The organism is Streptosporangium carneum (genome assembly GCF_027922005.1).
Classification (GTDB): Bacteria; Actinomycetota; Actinomycetes; order Streptosporangiales; family Streptosporangiaceae; genus Streptosporangium; species Streptosporangium carneum.
The window spans coordinates 148,324-173,946 of sequence record NZ_BSEV01000004.1 but is presented as its reverse complement, the minus strand read 5'-3'; the positions used below and the strand labels follow the sequence as shown (position 1 = coordinate 173,946).

Annotated in this window: 22 protein-coding genes; 8 read left to right on the top strand and 14 right to left on the bottom strand. The window is 71.4% G+C overall.

Features of this window, described 5'->3' with window-relative positions:
- The first annotated feature begins 56 nt into the window (after positions 1 to 56).
- Together PKF00_RS12345 and PKF00_RS12340 are read left to right on the top strand one after the other, a co-directional pair.
- Positions 57 to 749 carry a DUF4158 domain-containing protein gene (locus PKF00_RS12345; protein ID WP_271217819.1) on the top strand — a complete coding sequence of 231 codons (693 nt, stop codon included), beginning with the start codon at positions 57 to 59 and terminating at the stop codon, positions 747 to 749.
- Positions 698 to 2,131: a Tn3 family transposase gene (locus PKF00_RS12340; RefSeq protein ID WP_271217818.1), complete on the top strand. Its 1,434-nt coding sequence runs from the start codon at positions 698 to 700 to the stop codon at positions 2,129 to 2,131. The genes PKF00_RS12345 and PKF00_RS12340 overlap by 52 nt, the downstream gene beginning before the upstream one ends.
- 493 nt (positions 2,132 to 2,624) lie before the next feature.
- On the opposite strand, the gene PKF00_RS12335 is transcribed toward PKF00_RS12340, so the two are convergent.
- The 9 genes from PKF00_RS12335 to PKF00_RS12295 all read right to left on the bottom strand — a co-directional run bounded on the left by PKF00_RS12335 (position 2,625) and on the right by PKF00_RS12295 (position 12,079).
- Positions 2,625 to 3,089 (bottom strand): Dps family protein, encoded by a 465-nt coding sequence (locus PKF00_RS12335; RefSeq protein WP_271217595.1) that lies wholly within the window; start codon positions 3,087 to 3,089, stop codon positions 2,625 to 2,627.
- A 144-nt stretch (positions 3,090 to 3,233) separates the two neighbouring features.
- Positions 3,234 to 4,025 carry an MBL fold metallo-hydrolase gene (locus PKF00_RS12330; RefSeq protein ID WP_271217594.1) on the bottom strand — a complete coding sequence of 264 codons (792 nt, stop codon included), beginning with the start codon at positions 4,023 to 4,025 and terminating at the stop codon, positions 3,234 to 3,236.
- Positions 4,026 to 4,048: 23 nt separating this feature from the next.
- Positions 4,049 to 4,843: an alpha/beta hydrolase gene (locus tag PKF00_RS12325; RefSeq protein ID WP_271217593.1), complete on the bottom strand. Its 795-nt coding sequence runs from the start codon at positions 4,841 to 4,843 to the stop codon at positions 4,049 to 4,051.
- Between the two features lie 10 nt (positions 4,844 to 4,853).
- Entirely contained in the window at positions 4,854 to 5,702 is an 849-nt protein-coding gene (locus PKF00_RS12320) for an alpha/beta fold hydrolase (RefSeq protein ID WP_271217592.1), read from the bottom strand.
- Positions 5,703 to 5,714: 12 nt separating this feature from the next.
- The gene (locus tag PKF00_RS12315) at positions 5,715 to 6,539 is read right to left on the bottom strand and encodes an alpha/beta fold hydrolase (RefSeq protein ID WP_271217591.1); all 825 of its coding nucleotides are present in this window, start codon (positions 6,537 to 6,539) and stop codon (positions 5,715 to 5,717) included.
- Between the two features lie 69 nt (positions 6,540 to 6,608).
- Positions 6,609 to 7,907 carry an MFS transporter gene (locus PKF00_RS12310; protein ID WP_271217590.1) on the bottom strand — a complete coding sequence of 433 codons (1,299 nt, stop codon included), beginning with the start codon at positions 7,905 to 7,907 and terminating at the stop codon, positions 6,609 to 6,611.
- A gap of 169 nt (positions 7,908 to 8,076) precedes the next feature.
- Positions 8,077 to 8,739, bottom strand: a complete 663-nt coding sequence (locus PKF00_RS12305) for an alpha/beta fold hydrolase (protein WP_271217589.1) — start codon at positions 8,737 to 8,739, stop codon at positions 8,077 to 8,079.
- Between the two features lie 113 nt (positions 8,740 to 8,852).
- Positions 8,853 to 11,126 (bottom strand): helix-turn-helix domain-containing protein, encoded by a 2,274-nt coding sequence (locus PKF00_RS12300; protein ID WP_271217588.1) that lies wholly within the window; start codon positions 11,124 to 11,126, stop codon positions 8,853 to 8,855.
- Positions 11,127 to 11,167: 41 nt separating this feature from the next.
- The gene (locus tag PKF00_RS12295; RefSeq protein ID WP_271217587.1) at positions 11,168 to 12,079 is read right to left on the bottom strand and encodes an alpha/beta hydrolase; all 912 of its coding nucleotides are present in this window, start codon (positions 12,077 to 12,079) and stop codon (positions 11,168 to 11,170) included.
- A gap of 29 nt (positions 12,080 to 12,108) precedes the next feature.
- On the opposite strand from PKF00_RS12295, the gene PKF00_RS12290 reads away from it, so the two are divergent.
- Entirely contained in the window at positions 12,109 to 14,925 is a 2,817-nt protein-coding gene (locus PKF00_RS12290; protein ID WP_309298392.1) for an ATP-binding protein, read from the top strand.
- 42 nt (positions 14,926 to 14,967) lie between these two features.
- Here PKF00_RS12290 and PKF00_RS12285 read toward each other — a convergent pair whose 3' ends face one another.
- A complete protein-coding gene (locus tag PKF00_RS12285; protein ID WP_271217585.1) occupies positions 14,968 to 15,717 on the bottom strand; it encodes an alpha/beta fold hydrolase in 750 nt (249 codons plus the stop codon).
- 96 nt (positions 15,718 to 15,813) lie between these two features.
- On the opposite strand from PKF00_RS12285, the gene PKF00_RS12280 reads away from it, so the two are divergent.
- From PKF00_RS12280 to PKF00_RS12270, 3 genes are all read left to right on the top strand, one after another.
- A complete protein-coding gene (locus PKF00_RS12280; RefSeq protein WP_271217584.1) occupies positions 15,814 to 18,441 on the top strand; it encodes a helix-turn-helix transcriptional regulator in 2,628 nt (875 codons plus the stop codon).
- The gene (locus tag PKF00_RS12275; RefSeq protein WP_271217583.1) at positions 18,428 to 18,658 is read left to right on the top strand and encodes an alpha/beta fold hydrolase; all 231 of its coding nucleotides are present in this window, start codon (positions 18,428 to 18,430) and stop codon (positions 18,656 to 18,658) included. Before PKF00_RS12280 ends, PKF00_RS12275 begins: the two co-directional genes overlap by 14 nt.
- A gap of 229 nt (positions 18,659 to 18,887) precedes the next feature.
- Positions 18,888 to 19,751, top strand: coding sequence for a recombinase family protein (locus PKF00_RS12270; protein WP_271217582.1), 864 nt, complete (start codon positions 18,888 to 18,890; stop codon positions 19,749 to 19,751).
- A 46-nt stretch (positions 19,752 to 19,797) separates the two neighbouring features.
- Here the strand turns inward: PKF00_RS12270 and PKF00_RS12265 are convergent, their stop codons facing one another.
- On the bottom strand, positions 19,798 to 20,172 hold the full coding sequence (locus PKF00_RS12265; RefSeq protein WP_271217581.1) for a hypothetical protein: 375 nt from the start codon (positions 20,170 to 20,172) through the stop codon (positions 19,798 to 19,800).
- Between the two features lie 550 nt (positions 20,173 to 20,722).
- On the opposite strand from PKF00_RS12265, the gene PKF00_RS12260 reads away from it, so the two are divergent.
- Positions 20,723 to 22,330, top strand: a complete 1,608-nt coding sequence (locus PKF00_RS12260; protein WP_271217580.1) for an N-acyl-D-amino-acid deacylase family protein — start codon at positions 20,723 to 20,725, stop codon at positions 22,328 to 22,330.
- A gap of 25 nt (positions 22,331 to 22,355) precedes the next feature.
- Positions 22,356 to 22,493: a hypothetical protein gene (locus PKF00_RS12255; protein WP_271217579.1), complete on the top strand. Its 138-nt coding sequence runs from the start codon at positions 22,356 to 22,358 to the stop codon at positions 22,491 to 22,493.
- A gap of 224 nt (positions 22,494 to 22,717) precedes the next feature.
- Here the strand turns inward: PKF00_RS12255 and PKF00_RS12250 are convergent, their stop codons facing one another.
- From PKF00_RS12250 to PKF00_RS12240, 3 genes are all read right to left on the bottom strand, one after another.
- On the bottom strand, positions 22,718 to 22,954 hold the full coding sequence (locus PKF00_RS12250) for a hypothetical protein (protein WP_271217578.1): 237 nt from the start codon (positions 22,952 to 22,954) through the stop codon (positions 22,718 to 22,720).
- Positions 22,955 to 23,209: 255 nt separating this feature from the next.
- The gene (locus PKF00_RS12245) at positions 23,210 to 24,379 is read right to left on the bottom strand and encodes a zinc-dependent alcohol dehydrogenase (RefSeq protein ID WP_271217577.1); all 1,170 of its coding nucleotides are present in this window, start codon (positions 24,377 to 24,379) and stop codon (positions 23,210 to 23,212) included.
- A complete protein-coding gene (locus tag PKF00_RS12240; RefSeq protein ID WP_271217576.1) occupies positions 24,376 to 25,269 on the bottom strand; it encodes an SRPBCC family protein in 894 nt (297 codons plus the stop codon). The genes PKF00_RS12245 and PKF00_RS12240 overlap by 4 nt, the downstream gene beginning before the upstream one ends.
- Positions 25,270 to 25,623 lie beyond the last annotated feature (354 nt).

The window sequence follows — 25,623 nt, the reverse complement described above, 5'->3', positions numbered from 1 at the left end:
TCGGCTGGGCATGCTCGTTCAGCTGTGCAGCCTGCCCTGGTTGGGGTTCGTGCCCGATGGGGGTGACCCCGGCGGCGTTGCGGCTGTACGGCAAGCGCGATCAGACCCGCTCCGATCATCTGGGCCTGGTCGCCAAGTACCTGGAGCGGCAGACGGCCCCGGCTGGCAGCCAGGCGATGAAGGAGCTGGAGCAGTTCCTCCTGGACGGGGCGATGGAGCACGACTCGCCGACGCTGCTGTTCAACCTGGCGCGCGAGTATCTGATGGCGGCCAAGGTGATCCGGCCCGGCGTGCTCATTCTGGCCAAGATGGTCGGCACGGCCCGCAAAGCGGCCGCCGATTTGACCTCTCAGCTGGTGGGGCACCTGCTGACCGCGGAGGTCCGCGCCGACCTGGAGCGCATGCTGGCCATGGATGCGGGGCTGGGGATGACCCGGCTGGAGTGGCTGGTCAGCCCGGCCCGGGACGCGTCGGCAACCTCGTTCAGGACCGCGATCGACAAGCTGACCTGGCTGCGCGATCGACGCCCACCAGATGGATGTGTCGGTGCTGCCGAACGAACGGCGCCGGTTCCTGGCGCAGGTCGCGCCGCTCGACCAACCAGGGGCTGGAGCGGCGTAAGGAGCGTAATTTCCCGATCCTGCTGGCGTTCGTCGCCCAGGCCGCGGTCGACCAGCTCAATGAGGACGAGCACCTGGTGGTGCCGCCGCTGTCGGCCGAGGACGTACCGGCCGAGGCCAAGGCGCTGAAGGACGAGCTGGCCGCGATGCTGCCGTTCGCGCCGATCGCCTCGCTACTGATCGAGCTGGACGCGCGCACGCACTTCCTGGACTGCTTCACTCACACCGGCGGCCGCAAGCTGAGCACCTCGACCGAGACCAAGCGCAACATCCTGGCCGTGCTCATCGCGATGTCCACGAACCTTGGCCTGGCCCGCATGTCGGAGGCCTGCGGGGTGTCCTACGACGTGCTGGCCTGGACCATGGAGTGGTACGTACGGGAGGAGACGCTGCGCGAGGCCAACACGGTCATCGTCAACCACCACTACGGCCTGGAGCTGGCCAAGGTGTTCGGCGGCGGCACCATGAGCTCCTCCGACGGGCAACGTTTCCCCGTCCGCGGCAAAGAGCACCACCGCCCGCACCATGGTCGTTCACGGGGGCAGGTGCTGTCCACCTGCACCCATGTCTCCGACCAGTGGTCCACGTACGGCACGAAGATCATTGTGCCGACGGCGCGGGAGGCGCACTACGTCCTGGATGACTTTCTCGGCAACGCCACCGACCTTCCGGTCACCGAGCACGCAACGGATGCGCACGGCGCCACGTTGATCAATTTTGCGCTGTTCGACCTGGTGGGCAAGGCCCTCACCCCGCGGATGCGGGATCTGACCCGGGTCACCCTGGTCCGTGACGACACCCCGACCGAGATCGCCAAACGCTACCCGCACGCCGGGCCGCTGCTGGGCGCGCGCTGGACCGAGGACCTGGTGGCCGGCTGCTGGCCTGACCTGCTACGGATGGCCGGGTCGCTGAAATACGGCCAGGCCACCGCCTCGCTGATCGTCGGCAAGTGGTCGGCCGCCTCCCGCCAGAACACCCTGGCCGCCGCGCTGAAGGAGTGGGGCATGCTGCGTAGGACCGTCCACCTGGCCAAATACCTGTCGGACCCGGTCTTCAGAAGGAAGATCTCCCGCCAGCTCAACAAAGGAGAGAGCCTGCACGCGCTGCGCCGCGACCTGCACTACGCCCAGCAGGGCACCATCACCCGGCCGCACCTGGAGCAGCAGACCGAGCAGGCGTGGTGCCTGACCCTGCTGACCAACGCGGTGGTCGCCTGGATGACCGAATATTATTCCAGAGCGGTGCTGGAGCTGCGCTCCCAGGGCCGGAACGTGCCGGACGAGATCCTGTCGCACATCTCGCCCGGCCACAGCGACAACATCAACTTCTTCGGTGTCATCAACGTGGACGTGGAGGCGGAGCTGGCCAAGCTCGACACCAGCGGCTGGCGGCCGTTGCGGCCCGCGCAGCTGCGTGAGCTGGGTCTGACGCCCTTGAATGCCAAACACACACGGTCCCCTGCAGCCGGATCGAGCTGCGTTGCTTCCGGGGCTGACCTGAGCGGGTGAGGCGGTCGCCGCTGAGGAAGGTGCGCCGCAGCTCGAAGTGGATGTCCACGGTGGGCGTCTCGTGCGGCAGGGCCATCAGGACGGGCCAGATCCACCGGTGCGCGTGTTCGGTCTCGGTGTCGATGGTGAACCCCCACTGTTCCCGCGGAGTGTGCGCGGGGTGGGCCCGGCCGACAGCACGGGGAAGTCCTTGGTGTGGTGCTGGCCTGGCGGCAACTGGTCATCAGCGCGGTGCTTGCCGCGGAACCCGCGGGAAAAGATGGTCATGGTGTCTCCTGAAGGGTTGCCGGTCGGCAGGCGAGCGGCGGTTACGCGCGTGCGCGGTCGTCGGCACCGGCCGGGCCGCTGAGAGTGGACGGCTCCGCGGGAGTTCGCCGGCTGTGCGCCTGGCTGCCTGGTGCTGGCCTTCCCAGGCGAGTGGGAAGAACAGGTCGGGGTCGGTGTCTCGGCAGGCAGCGCGGTCCGTCCAGCGCAAGTCGGCCATGATCGCCGCTCACTGCTGGGCGCGGGCGAGCCACTGCTGGGCCTGGAGGTCCCGGCAGAGGCTGGTGAGCAGATCAGCGGTCACCGGGTCATCTCCCATGGCCGGGCTCCGCAGCCATGACGTGACGACGGTGGCGATACGCTCCAGGCCGGTCTCCATGGCGGTGAGCGCCTGGCTGGTGGTGAGCCGGCCGGAGGGCAGCGACTCCAGGGTGTTGCGTGCGCTGAGCGTCTCGCTGCAGGCGTCCGGCCAGCCGCCCAGGGTGGTGATGCGCTCGGCCAGCGTGTCGGCGTGGGCCCGCAGGGTTTCGGCGAGTTCGTCCAGCCATCGGTGCATGGGCAGGAACGTCGCGCCGCGCACGTTCCAGTGCGCCTGCCTGGCCTGGGAGGCCAGCTCAGCGACGTCGATGAGCGCATCCTGTAACGCGGCGGCCGCCAGGTGGTCGAGCTGGGTGCTGGTCATGGTTGTCGTCATTCCTCTCGATCGTGTCAGGGTGGACGGCAGTGTAGGAACCGTCCGCGCTTCGGGTGGGTGACGGGCGGCCGACCTGAGGGCCCCCGAGCCCCAGGCCGGAAAGCGATGTCACGAAGGCCTGCCTGCCATAAGGAAGGGCCGTGTCTAGAGCTGCAGGTGTTCCGCCGATCCGGTAGGCAGCCAGTGGAAGCGGGCGCGCACCTGCTGCGGCGCCCGCCGCAGGTCGCGTTCGATGCCGTCGCGGCCCTGCCGGAAGTGCTGCCAGCCCTCGTAGTGGACCGGCAGGATCGTGTGCGGGCTGATGGCCCCGCACAGCCGTACGGCCTGCCGGGCGGTCATGGTGTAGTGCAGTGGTCCGGTGAGGGGGAACCCGACGCCGCCCAGGTGGAGCAGGACCGTTCCCGGCCGGATCGCGGCGGCGGCCCGGTGAAGCGCGCGGTGGTAGACGGTGTCGCCGGTGATCCAGAGCGGGCCGTGCATCTGCCCCGGCCAGGTGAGCGCGAAGCCGATGACGTCGCCGGTGATCGGCCGGCTCAGCGGCGGGCCGTGCCGGCAGGGGGTGGCGGTGATCTCGATCGCCGGCCGGCCGGGCGCCTCCAGCCGCGTGCTCTGCCCGGCCTTGAGCCCGCGCGCGGTGCCGCCGAGGCGGCGGGCGCCCGAGGAGGTGGTGATCGTGGTCGTGGCGGCGGTCAGCAGGAGGCGCCCGGCCACGTCGAGGTTGTCGCCATGATGGTCGTGGGTGAGCAGGACTGCGTCCACCGGCCCGAGCCCCGCCGCGGGGAGGGCGGGGCCGGTGAGCTTGCGGGAGGAGGTCCCCCAGCCGAACCCGTAGGTCCGGCCGGGAGGGTCGAAGGTCGGGTCCGTCAGCAGTCGCCAGCCGTCGAACTCGATGAGGACGGTGGGACCGCCGATGTGGGTGAACCTGACATCCGACATGGAACGCGCTCCCCTCGAGGTGGTTAGCTGTGCTGCAGGGCCCAGGCCAGGGCGCGGTCGGCGATCTCTTCCCAGCCCTGCTGAGCGGGCATCAGGTGCGAACGGCCGGGATACTCGATGACCTCGGTGATCGTGTTCGGCGCCTTGTAGTGCTTGGCGTTCGAGCGCTGGATCTTCGGCGGCATCAGGTTGTCGTGCTCTCCGGAGATGAACAGCAGCGGCTTGCGGTCGTCGTTGTGGTAGTCGACGTAGTTGTCGTCCTTGCCGGGGTGGATGTTGGCCAGCGCGCTGCCCCAGAAGATCGAGCCGGAGGCGGGGATGTGGTAGCGCTCGTAGGCGGCCCGCGCCTCGCTCTCGGGGAAGGTGTTGGTGAAGGCGTAGCGCCAGTGCTCGTAGTCGAGGCCGACGGCCTTGTGCCGGTTGGCGGGGTTCTTGAGCACGGGGAAGGTGGCTTTGAGCTGCGACAGCGGGATGATCTTGACGCCTTCGGTGGGAGCGGAGTTGATCGCCACACCGGCCGCGCCGTAGCCGTGATCCAGCAGGATCTGGGTGAACACGCCGCCGGCGGAGTGGCCGATGAGGATGGGAGGCTTGTCCAGGCCGCCGATCAGCTTCTCCAGCGAGTCGATGATCTGCGGGACGGTGACCCGCTCGATGGGTGTGGTGTCGGCGTTGAGCGCCTCGACCTCCACCTCGAAGCCGGGGTAGGCGGGGGCGAGCACCCGGAACCCCTTGGCCTCGTAGTGGGCGATCCAGTTCTCCCAGCTGCGCGGGGTGACCCAGAAGCCATGGATCAAGACGATCGTGTCGGGTTTCATCCGGTCTCTCCTAGCGGGTGGCGGCGTAGGCGGACAGGACCACCGCGGTCGCGGCGGCGGGGTGGGACATCATCACGACGTGAGAGGAGTTGATCTCGCGGACCTTGCTGCCGGCACGCTCGGCCATGAAGCGCTGGGCGGCGGGCGGGATGACGTTGTCCTGGGCGGGGATCAGGTACCAGGACGGGATGGTCTTCCAGGCGGGCTCACCGCTGCCGCCGGACAGGCCGGTGACGCTGCCGGGCCGCTGGGTGGCGGCCATCTGCCGGGTCTTGTACGCGGGCAGGTCGGCGGCGAACACCTCGCGGAACTTCTCCGCGGTGATGTAGCCGTCGACGCCGTTCTTGGTGCCGTCGGGCAGTGGGTAGTGCCGGGCCAGCAAGGCTTCGCCCAGCTTGCTGCCGGGGAACTGCCCGGCGAGCTGCAGGGCGCTTTCCCCTTGGTCGGGTGCGAACGCGCCGAGGTAGACCAGGGCCTTGACGTTGTCGTGGCCGCGGGCGGCGTTGGTGATGACGATGCCGCCGTAGGAGTGGCCGACCAAGATGATGGGGCCGGGGATGGTGTCCAGGACGCTGGAGATGTACGCCGCGTCACCGGCGACCTCGCGCAGTGGGTTGGCCGGCGCGATCACCGGGAACCCGGCGGCCCCGAGCATGGTGATCATGTCGTTGAAGCCGGAGGCGTCGGCGAACGCGCCGTGCACCAGGACCACGGTCGGCTTGGCGCCGGAGGAGGCGGAGTCGGCGGAGGTGGTGGAGTCGGCGGAGGCCGGGACGGTCGCTCCGCTCAGGCCGAGGATCAGGGCGCAGCTCGCGACGAGGGTGCCCAGCAGGTTGCCGAAACGGCGTAGGGGGGTCATGCGCGGTGCTCCTCAGGACTCGATGAAGGCGAGCAGGTCGGTGTGCAGGCGGTCGCGGTCGGTGTCGGGCAGGGCGTGCCCGCTGCCCTCGTAGACCTTCAGGACGGCGCCGTTGATCATTTCGGCCGATCGCCTGCCTCCGACCTCGAACGGCACGATCTGGTCGTCGTCGCCGTGAATGACCAGGGTGGGGACGTCGATCTTGGCCAGGTCCGGCCGGAAGTCGGTGGCGGAGAAGGCGGCGATGCACTCGTAGGCGCCGCGGTGCCCGCTCGCCATGCTCTGCAGCCAGAACGCGTCGCGGAACCCCTGGGGGACGTCCTGCCTGCGGTTGTGCCCGAAGAACGGGCCGTCGGCCAGGTCGCGGTAGAGCTGGGAGCGGTTGGCGGCCTCGCCGGCCCGGATCGCGTCGAAGACCTCGATCGGCAGGCCCTGGGGGTTGTCCTCGCCGCGCAGCATCAGCGGCGGCACGGCGGAGACCAGGACCAGCTTCGAGACGCGGTCGCTGCCGTGGCGGCCGAGGTAGTGGGCGACCTCCCCGCCCCCGGTCGAGTGCCCGACCAGGGTGAGGTCGCGCAGGTCGAGCTGCTCGATCAGGCAGGCCAGGTCGTCGGCGTAGGTGTCCATCTCGTTGCCGTGCCAGGTCTGCGCCGAACGGCCGTGGCCGCGCCGGTCGTGGGCGACGGCGCGGTGCCCGTGCCCGGCCAGGAAGAGGGCGGCCGCTTCCCAGGCGTCGGAGTTGAGCGGCCAGCCGTGGCTGAGCAGCACCGGCGAACCGTCGGTGCCCCAGTCCTTGTAGAAGATCTGCGCTCCGTCGGCGGTGGTCACGTAGGGCATGTGACTTCCTTACTGATGCGGTCTCGATGTGCTTCGAAGCTAGGCTTGCGGCCCCCGGCCGGTAATCGGTCAGATGACTGCACCTGAGCCGACGGGCTCCTGACTTACGCGCTCGTCCAGGTTTTTGGCGCGGGTCTCGGGAGCGAGCAGAACCGTCAGGAAGGCGATCGTCGCCAGGCCCACGAGCAGGAGCGCGATGGGCCACGACGCACCGCCCGCGCCCGCCACCAGAGAGGCCGCCACGAGCGGGGCGGGCCCGCTGGTCAGCGCGGCCGTCCACTCGCGGGAGATGGCGATGCCGCTGTAGCGGTAGCGGGTACCGAACAGCTCGGTCAGGATCGAGGCGAGGACGGCGAACATGGCCGTGACGAAGACGCCGTACCCCAGCGTGACAGCGAAGATCACCAGCTCGGGGCGGCCGGTGTCGACCAGCCAGAACATCGGGAAGGCGAAGACGGACAGGGCGAGCGTGGCACCGAGGAAGACGGGCCGGCGGCCGACGCGGTCGGCCAGGAGCCCGAACAGCGGCATGAGCACGATCCCGATGGCGGCTGAGCACACGTTGGCGATCAGGCCCACCGTGGCGGGCAGACCGAGCGTCCCGGTGACGTAGGACAGCACGAAGACGTTCATGATGTAGCCGATCGCGCCGTAGGGAGCGTTGATCCCGGCGGCGATCAGCAGGCTGCGCGGCTGCCTTCTGAAGACCTCCAGCGCAGGGAAGCGGCTCACGCCGTGCGCCCGCTCGCGCTCGAACAGCTCCGACTCCGGCACCCGGATCCGGCAGACGAGCCCGACGCCCACGCCCACCAGGCTGAGCAGGAACGGCACCCGCCAGCCCCACGACGTGAACGACGGCAGCGGCGCGACCGCGGTGAAGACGAGTGTGGCGATCAGGATGCCGATCTGGACGCCCATGCCGGGAAATGCGGCACGCAGGCCTCGTCGGCGGGGGGCGCTGGTCTCGGCCACCAGGACGAGGGCGCCGGCGTATTCGGCTCCGGCGCCGAAGCCCTGGACCAGCCGCAGGAGCACGAGCAGGATCGGCGCGGTCAGGCCCACCTGGTCGTAGGCGGGCAGCAGCCCGATGCCGGTCGTGGCCAGCCCCATCAGCAGCAGCGTCAGGACCAGGGCGGGCTTGCGGCCGACGCGGTCGCCGATGTGCCCGAACACGACTCCTCCGATGGGCCGGGCGAGGAAGCCGACGGCGAACGCGGTGAAGGAGCCGAGGGTGCCGGCCAAGGGGGCGTCGGCGGGGAAGAACTGGTCGTTGAAGACGATCGCCGCGGCCAGGCCGAAGAGCGCAAGGTCGTAGAACTCGATCGCGGTGCCGATGACGGCGGCCCTGGTCACTGATCTGCTTGTCATGACTGCCTCCTGTCGTGGGAGCCGAGCACCCGGGAACGGCGTCCGGTGTGGTAGGTCGTGCAGGGCGTCGGGCGTGCCGAATCAGCGGGCCGCGAGTCAGGAACTCGCGATCCGCGGGCGGGTGGCGTGGACGCCGCTCAGCGGTGGCTTCGTCGCTGGAGCGGAGAGGTCAGGCGGCGGCCTGGCGGATGAGGTCGGCCACCGCTACGGGCTGGGAGATGTGGGCGGCGTGGCTGCTGATGACCTCGACGAGGGTCGACCCGGCGCGTTCGGCCATCATGCGCTGGGTCGGCGGCGGGATCATCCGGTCCTGGGTCGTGAGCAGGTACCAGCTGGGCCGGTGCCTCCACGCCGGTTCGGTGACCGGCCCACGAAGGGCGTCCACGCTCCACCGGACCTGAGAGTCGGCCATGAACGCGGCCAGCCGGTCGGGCAGGTCGGCGGCGAACCAGCCGGCGAACTTCTCGCGGTCGAGCAGCAGGGAGCCCTCCGCCGGAGGAAGGATGGGCAACGGGGTGGCGAGGAGGGTGTCGACCGATTCGCCCCGGTCCGGGGCGAACGCGGCGACGTACACCAGCGACGCGACGTTGGGATGGGTGCCGGCCTCGGTGATGACGGCGCCGCCGTAGGAGTGGCCGACCAGGACGGCGGGGCCGTCGAGGCCGTCCAGGACCCGGCGGGTCGCCACGGCGTCGCCCTCCAGCGACAGCGCCCGGTTCTGCGCGACGTGGACGCGCAGCCCGTCCCAGGTCAGCTCCTCGTGGACACCCCGCCAGCCGGATCCGTCCACGAAGGCACCGTGCACGAGCACGATGTTCCTGATCGTGGGCATGGTCGCTCCCGAACTGGATGGACAGGCCCGGTGCCTGTCCCGGTGCACTCCATCAAAGTCGCCCGTCCACGGCCGGACCACGCAGAACAGCACGCAGAAGTGGCGCGGAACCGTCAGAGCGCGGCGTCGGCCAGCTCGCGGCAGCGGCCGCTCGCCTCGGCGTCGCCGACGCCCTCGTAGACCTCGGCCGCCCGCGCGTAGGTCTGGCGGCTCTCGCCGATCCGGTTCTCCTGTGCCAGCAAGCCCGCCAGCGTCTCCAGGGAACCGGCCTGCACGATGGGCAACCGAGCCTGCTCCAGGAGGCTGACCGCCTCGGTGAGCTTGCTGATCGCCTCCGGTCGGCGGCCGAGAAGCCCCAGACATTCACCGATGCGGGCGAGCGCGATCGGCCGGCTGAACTCCGCCTCGCTCGGCGTCATCCCCGAGGTGTCGTCGTTCACCAGGTCCCACAGCTGGAGGTAGTGCTCCAGGGCCCGCGCGTACTGGCCGGCGTCGCGGAAGCAGGAGCCCAGGGAGCCGAGACAGTGGCTGTAGGCATCCACGTCACCGTCGGCCTTGAAGAGCTCCGCCGCCCGGCTCTGCGCCTCGATGGCCTCATCGAGGCGGCCGAGCCTGCGCAGCGCGCCTGCCGCGTAGTGGTGTGCCGAGGCGATCTCCTCGGTGCTGCCACTGCGGACGCCCAGTTCCATCGCCTGCGCTGTGAAGCGCAGCGCGGCCTCCAGGTCGCCTCCGGAGACCAGCTGGACCCCGGCCAGCGCGTTGAGCTGGGCGGCCTGCCGGGACAGATCGCCCAGGGCGGCGGCCGCCCGCACCCCGAGGGCGAAGACGTCGGCCCAGTGCACCGCGTGCATCCATCGGTTGGAGAAGTGGATCATCGACATGGCGAAGTCGAGGACGGCGGCGTGCCCGCCGAGGCCTGCCACCTGGCGCAAGGCGCCCAGCCAGTTGTCCACGTTCACCCGCAGCCAGTGGTCGGCCTCCTCCGGAGTCGACAGACCGTCGAGCTCATCGTCACGATGGCCGTGCCTGGGCCCGAACCACCATCCGGCGTTGGCGGCCATCCGTAGCAGCCACGACGTCACCGTGCCGGTGACCGCGTCGCGCTCGGCCTCGGACTCCTCGGCCCGGAGCCGGTCACGGGCGAACAGCAGGACCAGGTCGTGGAAGCGGTAGCGTCCCGACGTGCCGTCCTGCAGCAGGCCGAGGTCGACGAGCTCATCGAGGGCGTCCCACGCCCCCGCGATCGACGTGCCGCCGGCGACGGAGGAGAGCGCGGCGTCGAACTCGCGGCCCGGCACCAGGGCCAGGCGGCGGAAGACCCGCCGCGTCGAGTCCGCGAGCTGATCGTAGGACAGCCCGAACGCCGTGGCGATCTTCAGATCGCCGGCGCTGAGCTGGTCCAGGCGGCGCTCCTCGTCCGTCAGCCGGGCGGCGAAGTCGGCGGCGCTCCAGCCGGGCCTGCTGGCCAGCCGGTTTCCCGCGATGCGCAGCGCGAGCGGCAGCCCGCCGCACAGCTGCGCCAGCTCCCAGAACGCCGATCCCTCGTCCGCGGCGCCGCGGTCCTTCAGGATTCCCGCCAGCAGCTCCGCGGCCTCCATCAGGGGCAGGGGCCCAAGGCTGAGCCTGCGTACTCCTTCCAGCCCGGCCAGCAGGCGGCGACTGGTCACCAGAGCCCTGCCCGCGCCATCCGGCAGCAGCGGCCGGACCTGCTCCTCGGAGGCGGCGTTGTCGAGCACGACCAGCACGCGCCGCTCGCGCAGCACGGAACGGTACATCGACGCCCGCGCGGCGACGTCGGCGGGGATCTGCTGATCAGCCATGCCGAGCGCGCGAAGCAACCTGCCCAGCGCCTCATCGACGGGCAGTGGCTCCGAGGACATGCCGAACAGGTCGAGGAAGAACACCCCGTCGGGGAAGTCCGGCCGCAGCGCGTGGGCGGCGCGGACGGTCAGCGTGGACTTGCCCAGCCCGGCGGATCCGGTGATGAGCCCCACGCCCGTGTCCCCGGCACGTATCAGCTCGGCGACCCAGGCCAGTTCAGCGGTGCGGCCCGTGAAGTCGGCGACGGAGCGGGGCAGCTCGCACAACCCGGTCGGCCGGGTCCAGTGGTCGCGCAGCCGGCCCTCGCGCGCCAGCCCGACGAACTGCTCGCGCTCGGCGCCGGCCAGGCGGAGGGCGTCGGCCAGCGCGGTGACGGTCCGGTGCTGGGGGCCCTTGCTGCGCCCGCGTTCCATGTCCGACAGCGTCCTGGCGCTGACTCCCGAGGCCTCCGCGAGCTGCTCCAGCGTCAGGCGTGCGGCGCGCCGATGGCGGCGCAGCACCTCCGCGAAGCTGAGTGGAGTGGCGATGGGGGGCTCCCTGTGCGCGATCCGGTGGAGATCACGCAAAGCTTATGTGGAGCCTCGCCGTCGGTCGCGTCGCGGGTGGCTCAGGTTCGACCGGTGCCGAGCGCCCTGGCGAGAAAGTGCCCGGCCTGATCGATCGCCTCCTGGGCGGAGTGGGTGCCGCGCAGGGCGTTGAGCGTGAGAAAACCGTGGATCACGCCCTGATAGCGGACCGCCGTCACCGGCACACCCGCGCTGCGCAGCCGTACGGCATATGCCTCGCCTTCGTCGCGCAGCACGTCGGCCTCCGCGGTGATCACCAGGGCCGGAGGCAGCCCGGCGAGTTCCCCGCGCGTGGCCCGCAGCGGCGAGGCGGTGATGTCGGCGCGCTGCGCCTGGTCGGCGGTGTACTGGTCCCAGCACCAGCGCATGCCGTCCGCGCGAAGGAAGTAGCCCTCGGCGAACTCCCGGTAGGAGCCGGTGTCGGACGACGCGTCGGTGGCCGGGCACAGCAGCACCTGCCCGGCCAGGCGCTCCCGGGCGAGCAGGGCCAGCGCGGCCGCCAGGTTGCCGCCCGCCACCGCGATCTTCGAGGCGTCCAGGCCGAAGGCGGCGCCGCGCACGCGTACCCAGTCGAGCGCCGCCAGTCCCTCGCCGAGCGCGACGGGGAAGCGGGCCTCGGGCGAGAGGCTGTAGTCGACGAACACCGTCGCCGCCCCCGACTCGCGCGCCAGTTCCCGGGCCAGCCGCCCATGGGCGTGCTCGCCGCCGAACACCCAGTCGTCGTGGAGGTAGAGCACCGCGGGCAGCGGACCCTCGACGTTGTCGGGGCGGAAGAGGGTGAGCCTCGTCCCGGCGATCGGCCGCCGGGTGACGCCCGGCACTCGGATGTCCGGGCGTTGCACCTCGGCCATGGCCCGGCGCCCCGTTGCGAGGGGCAGACGGTGCAGGTAGGGCGGGTTGGCGGTGGCATCGGCGAAGGCCTGGGCAGCCGGCTCCAGAACGGGTTTGATCACGAGCGACTCCAAGGACAGACGCAACGCCGATGCTAGGAGAAGTCAAGGCGCCAGTCATACGTCTCATGACGTACTTTATGCGACACTTCGATCATGGGGGCTCCGGAGAGAGGTGGCGCGTAATCACACTCTTCGGGCGCGACCGCGAGGCGGCGAAGCTGGAAGGCCTCGTGGACCGCATTCACGAGTGCGGTGACGCCCTGGTCATACGCGGCGTGCCGGGCATCGGCAAATCTGCCCTGCTGGCCGTGGCCACGGCGCGGGCGCAGGCACGCGAGGTGACGGTGTGCGGCGTCTCCGGGGTTCAAAGCGAGACGCACCTGCCCTTCGCCGGGCTCCACCAGTTGCTGCGGCCGATGCTCGACGCCGCCGATCAGCTGCCCGCCCGCCAGCGGGAGGCCCTGCTGGGCGCCTTCGGGATGGCCGAGGCCGGCGACCCCGCGCCCTTCCTGGTCGCGCTGGCCGTGCTCAACCTGCTGGGTGAGGCGGCTGCCCGGCGTCCGCTGCTGATCGTGGTGGACGATCTCCAATGGCTGGACCGGCCCACCATCGAGGTACTGGGGTTCGTGGCCCGGCGCGTACGCTCAGATCCGATCGTGCTGCTGATGGCCCTGCGCGACGGCCACCCCACCAGCCTGGACGACAGCGACGTGCCCGAGCTGCGGCTGGGCGGTCTGGATCCCGCCGCGTCCGAGGCGCTCCTGGACGCTCAGAGCGCCGACCTCAGTGTCGGCATGCGCTGGCGCATGCTCAGCGAGGCCGCCGGCAACCCACTCGCCCTGGTCGAGCTGCCGCTCGCGCTGGAGGCCGAGACCGTCACGGCCGAGGCCGGGTTACTGCCGCTCACGGCGCGCCTGGAGCGGGCCTTCGCCGTGCGGCTGGCCGAGCTTCCGCCCCACACCAGCGGGCTGCTCCTGGTGGCCGCCGCCAACGACGGCATCGATCTGGCCGACGCCCTGGCCGGCGGCACGATGGTGACGGGCGCCGAGATGACCGCCGAGACGCTGGCCCCGGCCGTGGACGCGGGGCTGGTGGAGCTCCACGAGCAGGCCCTGCGTTTCCGGCACCCGCTGGTGCGCTCGGCGATCTACCAGAGGGCCGGTCACACCGATCGCCTGGCCGCCCATGCCGCGCTGGCCCAGGTGCACGGCCGCGACCCGGACCGCCGGGCCTGGCACCGCGCCGCCGCGATCGCCCATCGGGACGAGTCCGTCGCCGCCGAGCTGGAAGGGGTGGCCGCGCGGGCCCGGCAACGCGGCGCGATCCCGGTGGCGGTGACCGCCCTGCGCCGTGCGGCGGAGGTCAGCGAGGAGCCCGCCGTCGGCGCCCAACGCCTGCTGACCGCAGCCGAACTGGCCTTCGAGCTCGGCCGCGGCGACCAGGCCGCCGAACTGCTCGCGCTGGCCGAGCCGTCCATCCTCGGCGGGCTTCGGCGGGCCAGGGCCGCCTGGCTGGGAGAGGTGCTGGAAGAGGGGCGCAACGAGGGCCCCGCACGGATTCTCCGGCTGGTCACGACCGCCGAAGCGGTGGAGGCGGCCGGTGATCGCGAGCTCGCGCTCAACTTCGTACGAGCGGCGGCCATCCGCTGCTGGTGGACCGATCCCGGCTGGGAGCAGCGTCAGCGCGTCATCGCCCTGGCCGAGCGGCTCACCGTCGGCGAGGACGACCCCGAACTGCTGATGACCCTGGCCACGGCGGGGCCGGTGGAACGCGGGGCGGACGTCATCGAGGGCCTGACCAAGGTGCGCGGCGCCCGGCTGGACGGGGCCCTGACCCGGCTTCTGGGCGTCGCGGCGAGCACGGTCGGCGCCTTCGACCTGGTCGGCGACTTCATGGACGCCTCAATCGCCGACCTTCGGACCCACGGCAGGCTGGGCCTGCTCACACAGGCGCTCAGCACGCAGATGTGGCGCCAGGTCTTCTGCGGCGACTGGGCCGGGGCGCTGCTGGTCGCCGAGGAGGCCGAGCGCCTGGCCCGTGAGACCGCGCAGCCGCGCTGGCAGTCCGCAGCCCTAGGGATGCTGGCGCTGCTGGCCGGGCTCCGCGGCGAGGAGGCACGCGGCCTGGCGCTGGCCGTCGAGGGCGAGCGCGCGCTCGGCACCGTCGCCATCAGCTCGGCCTTGGCGATACTCCAGCATGCCAGGGGTGTGATCGCGTTGTGCGCGGGGCGGCACGACGAGGCGTTCGGGCACCTGTGGCGGCTGTTCGAGCCGGGCGACGCCGCCCATCACCGGATCTGGCAGCAGTGGGTGATCAGCGAGCTGACCGAGGCCGCGGTCGCGGCCGGCCGCCCTGAACCGGCCAGGCGGGCGGTGGCCGAGCTGGAGCAGGTGGCCACACAGAGCACCTCTCCCCTGCTGCACCTGGGTCTTCGGCACGCGCGGGCGCTGCTGGCCGACGACGCCGACGCCGAGGCGCTCTACCAGGCCGCCTTGAGCGCTGACCTGTCGTCCTGGCCCACCGCGCGGGCGCGCCTGCAGCTCGCCCACGGCATGTGGCTGCGCCGCCGGCGGCGGATCCAGGAAGCACGCGTGCCGCTGCGGGCGGCCCGCGACGCCTTCGACGTGCTCGGGCTGCTCGCCTGGGGAGAGAAGGCGCGCCAGGAGCTGCGGGCGGCGGGCGAGGTCAGCGACCTGCGCGTCCCCCCGGCCGCCGAACTTCTCACCTCGCAGGAGCTGCACATCGCCCGGCTGGCCGCCTCCGGGCTGTCCAACCGTGAGATCGCCCAGCAGCTCTACCTGTCGCACCGGACCGTCAGCACCCACCTGTACCGGGCCTTCCCCAAGCTCGGCATCACCTCGCGCGCGCAACTGCGCGACGCCCTGGGAGATACGTCACGCGACTGATACCGGAGCCGGCCACCCGGACCGTACCGTCGCCGCATGCCGTCATCTCGTCAGGAACTCCAGCATGAGCGCGTTCCACTGCTCGGCGTGGGTGAGCGGAGCGCCGTGCGGCGCGTCGGGGATCGTCGTCAGCGAGCTGCCGTCGAGCGCTCGCGCCACGCGGGTTCCGCTGTCCTTCAGGGGTACGAACGCGTCCCCCTCGCCCTGGATGATCAGCGTGGGCACGGTGACGCGGGCCAGCTCGGGGCCGGGATCCGCGGCGTCCCAGGCCGCCAGCGAGTCCGCCGTCGCCTTCGGGGAGGCGTCCGCGGCATCCCGCAGCAGGTACTGGCGGGTCGGCTCGTCCAGCGCGCTGTGCCCGTCGACGGCGAAGAACCTGAGCAGCAGATCGTCGAGCATGGGGATGCGGTGCCGCCGCGCGGCGATTCTGAGCTCGTACGCGAGCGGATCCGGGTACAGCACCGGGCTGCCCAGGATCAGCCTGGCCACCCGGTCCGACGCGGCGGCGTAGCCGACGGCCTCGGCGCAGCCGGTGGAGAAGCCGACCAGCGCCAGCCCGGTCAGGTCGAGCGCCTCGACCAGGACCGCCAGGTCGGCGGTGAAGGTCGCGTGGTCGTAGCCGTGCCAGGGCCGGCTGGAGTGTCCGAAGCCGCGCCGGTCGTAGCAGACCACCCGGTGCCCGGCCTCGGTGAGCGGGCCGATCTGCGGCTCCCAGAACCGGTGCGACACAGGCCAGCCGTGCACCAGCACGACGGGCGGCCCGTCGCCGACGTCCTCGTAGAAGAGGCTCACGTCTGTTCCCACCTGTAGTCGCGGCACCCGCCCAGCATGCCGCCGGAGCAAGGCGCAGCAATCGGTCAAATGACTGCACCCAAGGAGACGCACCGCGTGGACCTCATCGGACGGGCCGGGGAACTGGCCATACTGCGGCAGACGATCGACCGTGCCCCCGGTGTCCTGCCCAACGTCGTGCTGCACGGCGACCCGGGCGTGGGCAAGTCCGTGCTGCTGCAGGCCGGGGTCGCCCACGCCCGGGAACGGGGGATGCGGGTGCTGGGCGGCAGCGGCTTCGAGAGTGAGGCTCAGCTGGCCTTCGCCGGGCTGCACCAGTTGTTCGCGCCGGTGATGGAGTACCTGGAGCGGGTGGAGTCCTTCCACCGCGACACCCTGCTGCGGGTGCTGGGGATGCAGGACGGACCGGTGCCGGACCGGCTGGCGATCTCGGTGGCCTCTCTGGCGGTGCTGGCCGCCGTGGCCGAGGACGGTCCGGTGCTGATCGCCGTCGAGGACGCGCACTGGGTGGACCATCCCACGCGTGAGGTGATGATGTTCATCCTGCTGCGGCTGCAGCCCTACGACCTGCGGGCGATCTTCGCCCGCCGGCCGCTGACGGCCACCGAGCGGGTCACGCCCGGCGTTCACATGGTGGAGGTCGGGCCGCTCGACGACGAGGCGGCCGGACAGCTACTGGACCTGCTCCACCCGGATCTGCCGCCGTCGGTGCGCGAACGCGTGCTCGCCGAGGCCGCGGGCAACCCACTGGCGATCACCGAGCTGCCGCAGACGTCCGTCGGCGTGGAGCTGCTGCCCAGCGGCGCGTCCTTGCGGACCAGGCTGGAGACCGGGTTCGCGGGCCGGCTGCTGGAGCTGGCACCGCGCATCCGTACGACGTTGTTGGTGGCCGCCCTCGACGGCGACCGGTTGCAGCATCGGGCCGAGCTGTCGCCGTACGAACTGCTGGAGGCCGAGCAAGCAGGCCTGGTCACGCGCGACTCGACGCCGTCGGGGCTGCGTTTCCGGCACCCGCTGGTCAGGTCGGCGATCATCAAGACGGCCTCGCCGGAGGAGACGCGCCAGGCGCACTCCGTACTGGCCGAGCAGCACCAGGCCGACCCGGAGCTGCGCATGTGGCACCTGGCGGCGGCCACGGTCGAGCCGGACGAGCGGGTGGCCGCCGAGATCGAGAAGGCCGCCCGCGCGGTGAGCCTGCGGGGCGGCAGCGGGCTGGCGGTCAAGGCGTTGCAGCGGGCGGCCGACCTCACCCCGGACCCGGCGGCCCGCGCGGTCCGGCTGGAGCTCGCGGCCGAGCTGGCCGGCGAGTCCGGGCAGCTCGACCTGGCCCAGCGGCTGCTGGACGAGGCACGGCGCCACCTGGACGATCCGGCCAGGGCCGTGGCCGTCAGAGCCCAGATCCTCCTGCTGCGCGACGGCGACCTCGACGCCGCCCGCCGCCTGCTGCGCGGCGTCCCCGGAGCCGGTCCCCTGGTCAGGGTGATGGCCGCCTCCTACGCCCAGGACCCCGAGGAGTGGGCGGAGGTCACGGAGCTGGTCGCCGGCTGCGGCGACGAGGACGTACGGCTGCTGCACGACGTCTTCCTGGGCGCCAGCACCGCGGCGCGGGTACGCACGGCGCTGGACGACCTGCCTACGGACGCCCCGCCCGGACGGGTGGCCGCGCTGTGCCGGGCGGCGACCTGGATGGACCTGCTGCCGGACTACCGCGATCGCATCCGCGCGCTGACCGAGGGCGAGAGCGGGCAGGGCGCGGTGACCCACGCCGCCGGAGGCTACTGGCTGGCCGCGCACGACCATTTCCTGGCCGGTCAGTGGGAGGCCGCAGAAAGCGCGGCCAACGCCGGGCTGGACCTGTGCATCCGGCATGACCTGGAATTGCTGGCCCACGACCTGCGCTGCAGCCTGGGCTGGATCGCCGCCGCGCGGGGCGACGCCGACAGCGCCCGCGAGTACAGCAGGACCGTCGAGCAGTGGGCCGCCCCGCGCGGCAGCGGTTTGCACCTGTCACTGGCGGCCCGCAACCTCGCGCTGGCCGCGATGGCGCACGGCGACTACGAGACGGCGTACACGTACTGGAGCAGCATCAGCCCGCCGGGCGTCATCTCCCCGTATGTGGCGTTCGCGCCGTGGACGGTCTTCGAACTGGTGGAGTCGGCGGTACGCACAGGCAGGACCGCCGAGGCCGAGGTGCACGCCGCCGCCGCGGCCCACCTGGCCGACCGGGCTCCCCGGCTGCGCCTGCACATCATGGCCGCCCGGGCGCTGGTGGCGCCGGAGGAGGAGGCGGTGCCGCTGTTCAAGGCCGCGCTCGCGCTGCCCAGGACCGAGCGCTGGCCGTTCGACCACGCCCGGGTCCGGCTCGCGCTCGGCGAGCTGCAGCGCCGCCGCCTGCAGCCGGGCGAGGCGCGGCCCGAACTGCGCAGGGCGGCCGACCTGTTCGCCGGGATCGGCGCGACCGCCTGGCAGCAGCGGGCCGAGCAGGAGCTGCGGGCCACCGGCGTGGCGGTGTCGGCGCGGCCCAACGCCGCCCACGGCCTAACGGCCCAGCAACTGGAGGTGGCGCGCCTGGCCGCCTCGGGGCTGAGCAACAAGGAGATCGGCGAGCGGCTGTTCCTGTCGTCGCGGACCGTCAGCGCCCACCTGTACCGGATCTTCCCCAAGCTCGGCATCACCTCCCGCGCCGCCTTACGCGACGCGCTGGAGGACAGTGCAGTCAACTGACCGATTCGCCCGCCCAGGCGGACGCTGGAAGCTCGTGCCGTCCTGGTTCGTCATCCCGACCGCCGACAACGTCATCCCGCCCGCTGTCCAGCGCTTCATGGCCAAGCGGGTCGGCGGCAAGGTCAAGGAGGTCCCCGGCGCCTCGCACGTGGTGATGATGTCCCGCCCCGACACGGTCGTCCGGCACATCCTGTCCGCCTACGCCGCCACTCGCTGAAGTCGCGCTCGAAGGCCCAGCCCGTGCCGGGCTGGGCTTTCCCGATTGGCTACTGTCCCTGGCGGCAGCTTCTGGCTCGTCCCTCTTCCTCGATCTGTGGGGGGCCGGCGTTTCACAGCGGACACCTATGAAACAGCGGCTCCGGCCGGGCGCGTCCAGGGCGAACACTGTTTCATAGGTCGGTGCAAACAGGTGGCAGTCTGAAACGCTCCTATGAAACGATTTCCGGGTGCGCGATGACGACTTCCTCCGCGTGGAGGCCCACGACTGCCCGATGACCTCCTGCGCCGCCCCGGCCGGCTCTCCCTGCCGGGCCGGCAAGGGGAAGGTCGCCGTCCAGTACCACACCGCCCGCTTCCGGCTCGTGCCCGCGTTCGCCAAGGCGCTCAACGTCCCCACCCCGGCCGTCCGCAAGCCGGGCACACTCTGGATCGAACTGCCCCGCCCGGTCGCGGCCGACGCCGAACCGGCCGGGCACGCGCGGATCGGCTACGCCCGCGCCTCCACCGTCCGCCAGTCCCTGGACACCCAACTCGACGCGCTCAAGGCCGCCGGCGTCACCCGCGTCTTCGCCGAGAAGATCTCCACCCGCGCCACCGTCCGGCCCGAACTCGACCAGGCTGTCACCCTGGCCCGGGAACTGCGCGCGGCGGGGGTGGCGGTCACCCTCGTGGTGCACGAGCACAAGCGGCTCGGCCGCGGCCTCGATCTGGCCGCCCTGGCCGAGCAACTGAAGGCGGCCGGCATCGGCCTGGAGTTCCTCACCGGCGAGCTGCAGGGCTCCCACGACCCGTCTGGCGTGGTGTTCACCGTGCTGGCCGCCCTGTCGGGGATGGAACGCGAGTACATCCGCGACCGCACCCTGGAAGGCCACGAATCGGCCAGAGCCCGCGGCAAGGCCATCGGCGGCGCCGTCGTCACCGACGAGAACATGCTGTCCATGGCCCTGCATCTGCGCGGTCAGGACCTCAGCCTGCGCGACATCGCCGCCCGGCTCGTCATCACCCGCGGCAAGAAGAAGGGCCGCCCCCCCTCGGCCGCGACCGTCCTGCGCATGCTGCGCGACCACGACCAGCAGACCGCCGCGAACTGACCGCCCCGGGCCCCGCCAAGGCCTTGGGGCGGCCGGACGTGAGATGTCAGCTCCCCATACGCTCCAGCTCGTCCAGGGCGTGACGGATGACTACGGCGGTCTCCGGATCGACCGAGACCCCTGCGGACGTGTCCTTGATCAGCGGCACAAACCCCAAAGCCTCCGCGATCCGGTTCAGGTAGGAGATCGCCTCCTGCACCTGGGCCGGTGCGGCAGCCGGATCGCCGACCAGCTCCTCCAGCGAGAAAGCCCGGCCGGGCGAGCTGCTGAGCACCCACACGATCCGGCGCTGCAGCGGCGTGCGTTTCTTGAGCGCCAGCATGGCCTCGATGCGCGTCTCTTCATCGTCCCGCCACGGCTTGACCGGGTTCGCCGCCCGGTTCTCGGTCTCCTCGTCATCGTTCCCGTCTGGCGGGTCCACGGATATCCCTGGCGTCATCGCTGCCTGCTCCCCTTCGGCACGCACTGCGCGGACGTGGTGACCGGCCCCCGCGCGGGGCCGTACGCGCCGCCGGAACCGGCTCTGCCCGTGCCCTCCCCTGGGCCGGACGGGCGTATGGCCACCCGGTCCGAGGTGGCCGTATTGATCCATGCCGGAAGCGCGGGCAGCGACATTGCCCGGAGGCTGATCCATATGCTGGTGCCGCACCATGCGCGCACTCGGCCCAGGCCACCTTGGCGTCCCGAGCCCGCGCCACTCTCAGCGGGCGACCTTCCCAGCCGTACCCCGACTCCGGCTTGTCGTCATGGTGCGCACACCGTAAGCGAAACGAGACCTTGGTCAACCGGACCATCATTACCGAAGGTCAGGCCGTGCTTCGTTGGAAGTTTCTTCATTGCTACTGAGACTCCGAGACGGCCGCGTTGAGCGGGCTGCCCAACGGGCGAGGCGTTCTTTGGCTGTCGCGACGAGGCCTCGCGGCGGGCAGGCCACGACAATCCCAGGTGGCGCAGTGGAAAGGGAGGCTCGCATGCCCAGCACGCTGATCATCCGGGGCGGGACCGTCTATGACGGGACCGGAGCTCCGGGACGTCCGGCCGATGTCGCGGTGAAAGGAGATCGGATCCTCGGCATCGGGTCCATCCCCGAGTCGCAGGAGGCGGTGGTGCTCGACGCGACCGGCTGCGCCGTCGCTCCCGGATTCATCAACGTACTGAGCCACGCCTATCTGACACTTCAGCAAGATCCCCGCGGACTGTCCGACCTTCATCAGGGAGTGACGACAGAGGTCTTCGGCGAAGGCCTCTCCCTGGGGCCGGTCGCCGGGCGCATGCTGGAGTCGGTCTCCGTCGACAAGACAGAGGCCGACGGCACGCGGCTGGGCTGGCCACGGCTGGCGGACTTCCTCGGCGACCTGTCGTCGGCGGGCGTCGCCCCGAACATCGCCAGCTTCGTCGGGTCGCACAACCTGCGCATGCTCGGCGCGGGCAACGACAACCGGCCGCTCACCCGGGCCGAACTGGACGAGGCCGCGGCGCTGCTGGACGAGGAACTGTCCGACGGGGCACTGGGCGTGGGCTCGGCGCTGATCTACCCACCGGACAGCTACTCCTCCACCGAGGAGCTCATCGCCCTGACACGCGTGCTGAGCCGGCACGACGCCCTCTACATCTCCCACATCAGAAGCGAGGGCGCTCGCCTGGTCGAGGGCATCGAGGAGATTCTGCGCATCGGCCGCGAAGCCGAGACACGCGTGGAGGTCTACCACCTCAAGGCCGCCGGACGGGACAACTGGCACAAGATGGCGCTCGCGATCGACCTCATCGACGCGGCCCGTGCCTCAGGCCAGCCGGTGACCGCAGACATCTACCCCTACGAGGCAGGCAGCACGTCACTGGGGGCGGTCATCCCCCCACCCTTCCACGCGGGCGGCCAGGACCGGCTGCTGGAGCGGCTGCGCGATCACAGAGCCAGGGAGGAGATGAAGGCCGCCATCCGACGTCCCTCAGCCGAGTGGGAGAACCTCTACCTCGCCGCGGGCGGACCCGAGCAGGTACTGCTGCTGTCCAACGCCGCGGACGGCTCGCCCACCGCAGGACTCACCCTGGCCCAGGCCGCCGCCCGCGCCGGAGCGAACGACCCGCTCGACCTGCTGCTGGACCTGGTGGAAGGCGACCCCGAGACGATGGCGGCCTACTTCATCGGCCATCAGGACAACATCCGGATGGCGCTGCGCCGGCCCTGGGTGTCGGTCTGCTCCGACTCCGAGTCGGTGCCGGCCGAACCGCCCTTCACCGACCTGCCGGTCCACCCCCGGGCCTACGGCAGCTTCGCCAGAATCCTGTCACGGCACGTCCGTGAGGAGGGGCTGCTCAGCCTGGAGGAGGCCGTACGGCGGATGACCTCGCTGCCCGCCGACACCCTCCGGCTGGCGAGGCGCGGCCGGATCACCCCCGGCTCCTACGCCGACCTCGTGGTCTTCGACCCGGAGACGGTCCGCGACCACGCGACCTACGAGCGCCCCCACCAGTACGCGACCGGCGTCCGCCACGTGGTGATCAACGGAACCACCGCACTGCGGGACGGCGTCCCCACCGGCGCCCTGCCGGGACGCGCGCTGCGCCGCGGCCAGGAGTGAAAACGAGAGACGCCGCCGCCTCTCCATGACGAATTCACTCGGCGACCACGCCAGGTCCCACGACGCCGACCTCGGCAACAAGCTCGACGCCGTGGGACCGGCCGACATGCCCTCCCGGCCGGCGAGCCGATGCGCCGCCGGCAGCCCCACGACAGCGTCCTGAGCGCGTAGGACAACGCGGGCTGGCTGACGTACAGCCGCGTCGCGGCACGCCTGAGGTTCCCCTCTTCGCGGCGATCACAACGAGATACCGCAGCTGACGCAGCTCCATATGAGCACCGACGACACGCTCCCCGGCGGCGGGCCTGCCGGCCGCGTATGGCTGATCACCGTCCTCGGCGGTGTGAGTCAGCGCGGAGTGGCGGAGCCGGTGCAGCGGGTCGCCGGTCAGCCAGTGCTGGTCGCGCCACCACGCGCACGCCGACCCGAGCGCGTCCAGGCGGGCGTTGAAGGTCGCGGCGGCCGCGCCGCCCCGGCGGCCGCGCCGCCCCGGCGGCCGGTGAACCAGCGGGCGACCCGGTCGGCGCCGGCTTCGCCCTCGAGTTCGGCCAGCGGTGCCTGCTCGCCGAGCTCGGCGGTCAGGGCGCGCAGCGCGATCGAGTACGCCTTGACGGTGTTGGCCACGGCGATCGTCTCCAGGAACGCCGCCGCGGCGGAGCCGAGCGCGGGTGCGTCGGCGGGCGGGCGGAGGCGGTGCGCGTTCGCCGTGACGGCCCCTCACGGCTCTATCGCAGATGAGCACATGGAGTCACCGCCGCCGCGGGGTGTTCTCCCAGGACGAGACCGACGTTATCGCAGATAATCATCCATTATCTGCGGCAGCTGACCATGATTGGTTCTACCGCTGATTTCTGCATCCAGACTCCTCGCAGGCCGGCGTTATGGAGTGAGGACCACCTTGTTGCATTCGTCCTGCTTGTTCTTGAACAGCTCGAACCCGTGCGGCGCCTTGCTGAGCGGCATCCGGTGCGAGATGACGAAGCTCGGATCGATCTCGCCTCTGCGGATCCGCTGCAGCAGCGGCTCCGTGTAGCGCTGCACGTGGCACTGGCCGGTGCGGATGGTCAGCGACCGGTTCATGACGGTGCCCATCGGGAACTTGTCCACGAATCCGCCGTAGACGCCGATGACGGACACCACGCCGCCGTTGCGGCAGGCCATGATGGCCTCGCGCAGCACGTACGGGCGCTCGGTCTCCAGCCGGGCGGCCTGCTTGGCGCGGTCGTAGGCGTACATGGCCGGAGTCGGATGGTGGGCCTCCATGCCGACGGCGTCGATGCAGGCGTCCGGGCCGCGCCCGCCGGTCATGTCGCGCAGCGCGTCCAGCACGTTCACCTCCTCGTAGTTGAGGACCTCGGCGCCGGTCCGCTGGACCCGCCTGAGCCGGTACGGGAAGCGGTCGATGACGATGACCCGGTCGGCGCCGAGCAGGAACGCGCTGGCTGCGGCGAACTGCCCGACCGGTCCCGCACCCCAGATCGCGATCGTCTGGCCCGGCTTGATGTCGCACATCTCCGCTCCCATGAAGCCGGTGGGGAAGATGTCCGACAGGAACAGCACCTTCTCGTCCGGCAGGTCGTCCTCGACCTTGATGGGACCGACGTCGGCGAACGGGACGCGCACGTACTCGGCCTGCCCGCCGGGGAAGCCGCCCAGCATGTGGGAGTAGCCGAAGATGCCGGCGGGCGCGTGGCCCATCAGCTTCTCGGCGATCCCGGCGTTGGGGTTGGAGTTCTCGCACACGGAGTAGAGGCCCTCTTCGCAGGCGAAGCAGGCGCCGCAGGCGATCGGGAACGGCACCACGACGCGGTCGCCGACGTGCAGGTCGCGCACGCCGGAACCGACCTCGACGACCTCGCCCATGAACTCGTGGCCGAGCACGTCGCCCTTCTTGACGGTCGGGATGTAGCCGTCCACGAGGTGCAGGTCGGAGCCGCAGATCGCGGTGGAGGTGACGCGGACGATCGCGTCACGCGCGTTGAGGATCTGCGGGTCGGGAACGTCCTGGATCTCCAGGTGGTTGCGGCCCATCCACACGTTGGCTTTCACGCCCGTCCTCCGATCGGTTGTGCGGGACGCTGGTGGAGCTGGCGCAGGGCGCGGTGGCCCTCGGGGCTGCCCTCGGAGCGGACCACCTCGCCGGTCTCCATGACCTGCTTGAAGCGGCGCAGGTCGTCGCGGACCTGCTGCTCGGGGTGCTCGCCGAACATCCGGGCGACGGCGGCGGCGAGCTTGCGGCCGGGCGCGCCGTACTCCAGTGAGACGTCCACGACGGTGCCGCGCCCGCCGGGGCCGTCGGTGAAGCCGACCAGGCCGGCGGTGGAGACGCCGGTGCCGGGCACCGACCGCCAGGCGATCAGGTCGCCGGCCCGCTCGTCGATGATTTCGGCCTCCCACTCCAGGTCGGCGATCGGGCCCTTGGCCTTCCAGCGGGAGCGGCGCTGGTCGATGGCGCGCACCGAGTCCAGGTGCACCATGAAGGAGGGCAGGTTTTCCAGGTCCCGCCAGAAGCGGTAGACCTCCTCGCGCGGCTTGTTGATGGTGATGGAGGCGCGCACCTGCAGCGGGCCCTTGGCCTTGGCGGTGCCGCCCCGGGCGCAGGCGACGTCGAGGGCGGTGATCCCGGCGACCGCGCCGAGCGCGGCCAGCACGCGGATGCGGCGGCTGCCCGTGCGGTTGGCGGCGGCCTTGCCGAGGACGCCGAGATCCATCGTGTCGCCGGCGACCCTCGTCCACGCCCACCGGGCGGGGTTCTTGGCACCGAGCAGCAGCGCGGCGTGCAGGAGCTCGCGCCCGCCGACGAGCCTGGCGACGGTCGTGGCCCCGGGCGCGTCGTCGACGCCGCACAGGCGGGTCACGGCCCGTGGCGCCGCCAGTTGCGCCGCGCCCAGCGCGAGGCTGGTCCACCCGAGCGCACGGGCGAATTTGTCGGTCATCATGCCTCCTAACACAGGTTGCGGTGGTATGTTCGTACGCCGCAGGCGGCCCCGGTCTGCCGACGCCCCCGCGTCTACCGTCCCTTGCCCTTGACAAAACCGATGACACCAGCGGATTCAGGCACGAAAGGTGCGTATCGCCTGGGTGGCCGTCCGCGACGGGTTTCGCATCCCGCGCCGGACCTGCTGACGGCCGAACAACGCCAGGCGGTGTGCGACGGTGCCCGAGCAGGCACCGGTGGTTCTAAAACTGACGATCATCGTTGACACCTGGGTATCCGACCCACTACGGAGATCCACACATCTCAGCCCAGCCCCCGTCCGATCGTGAGGCCAGGTGGCGCCTGGCGGTCATCC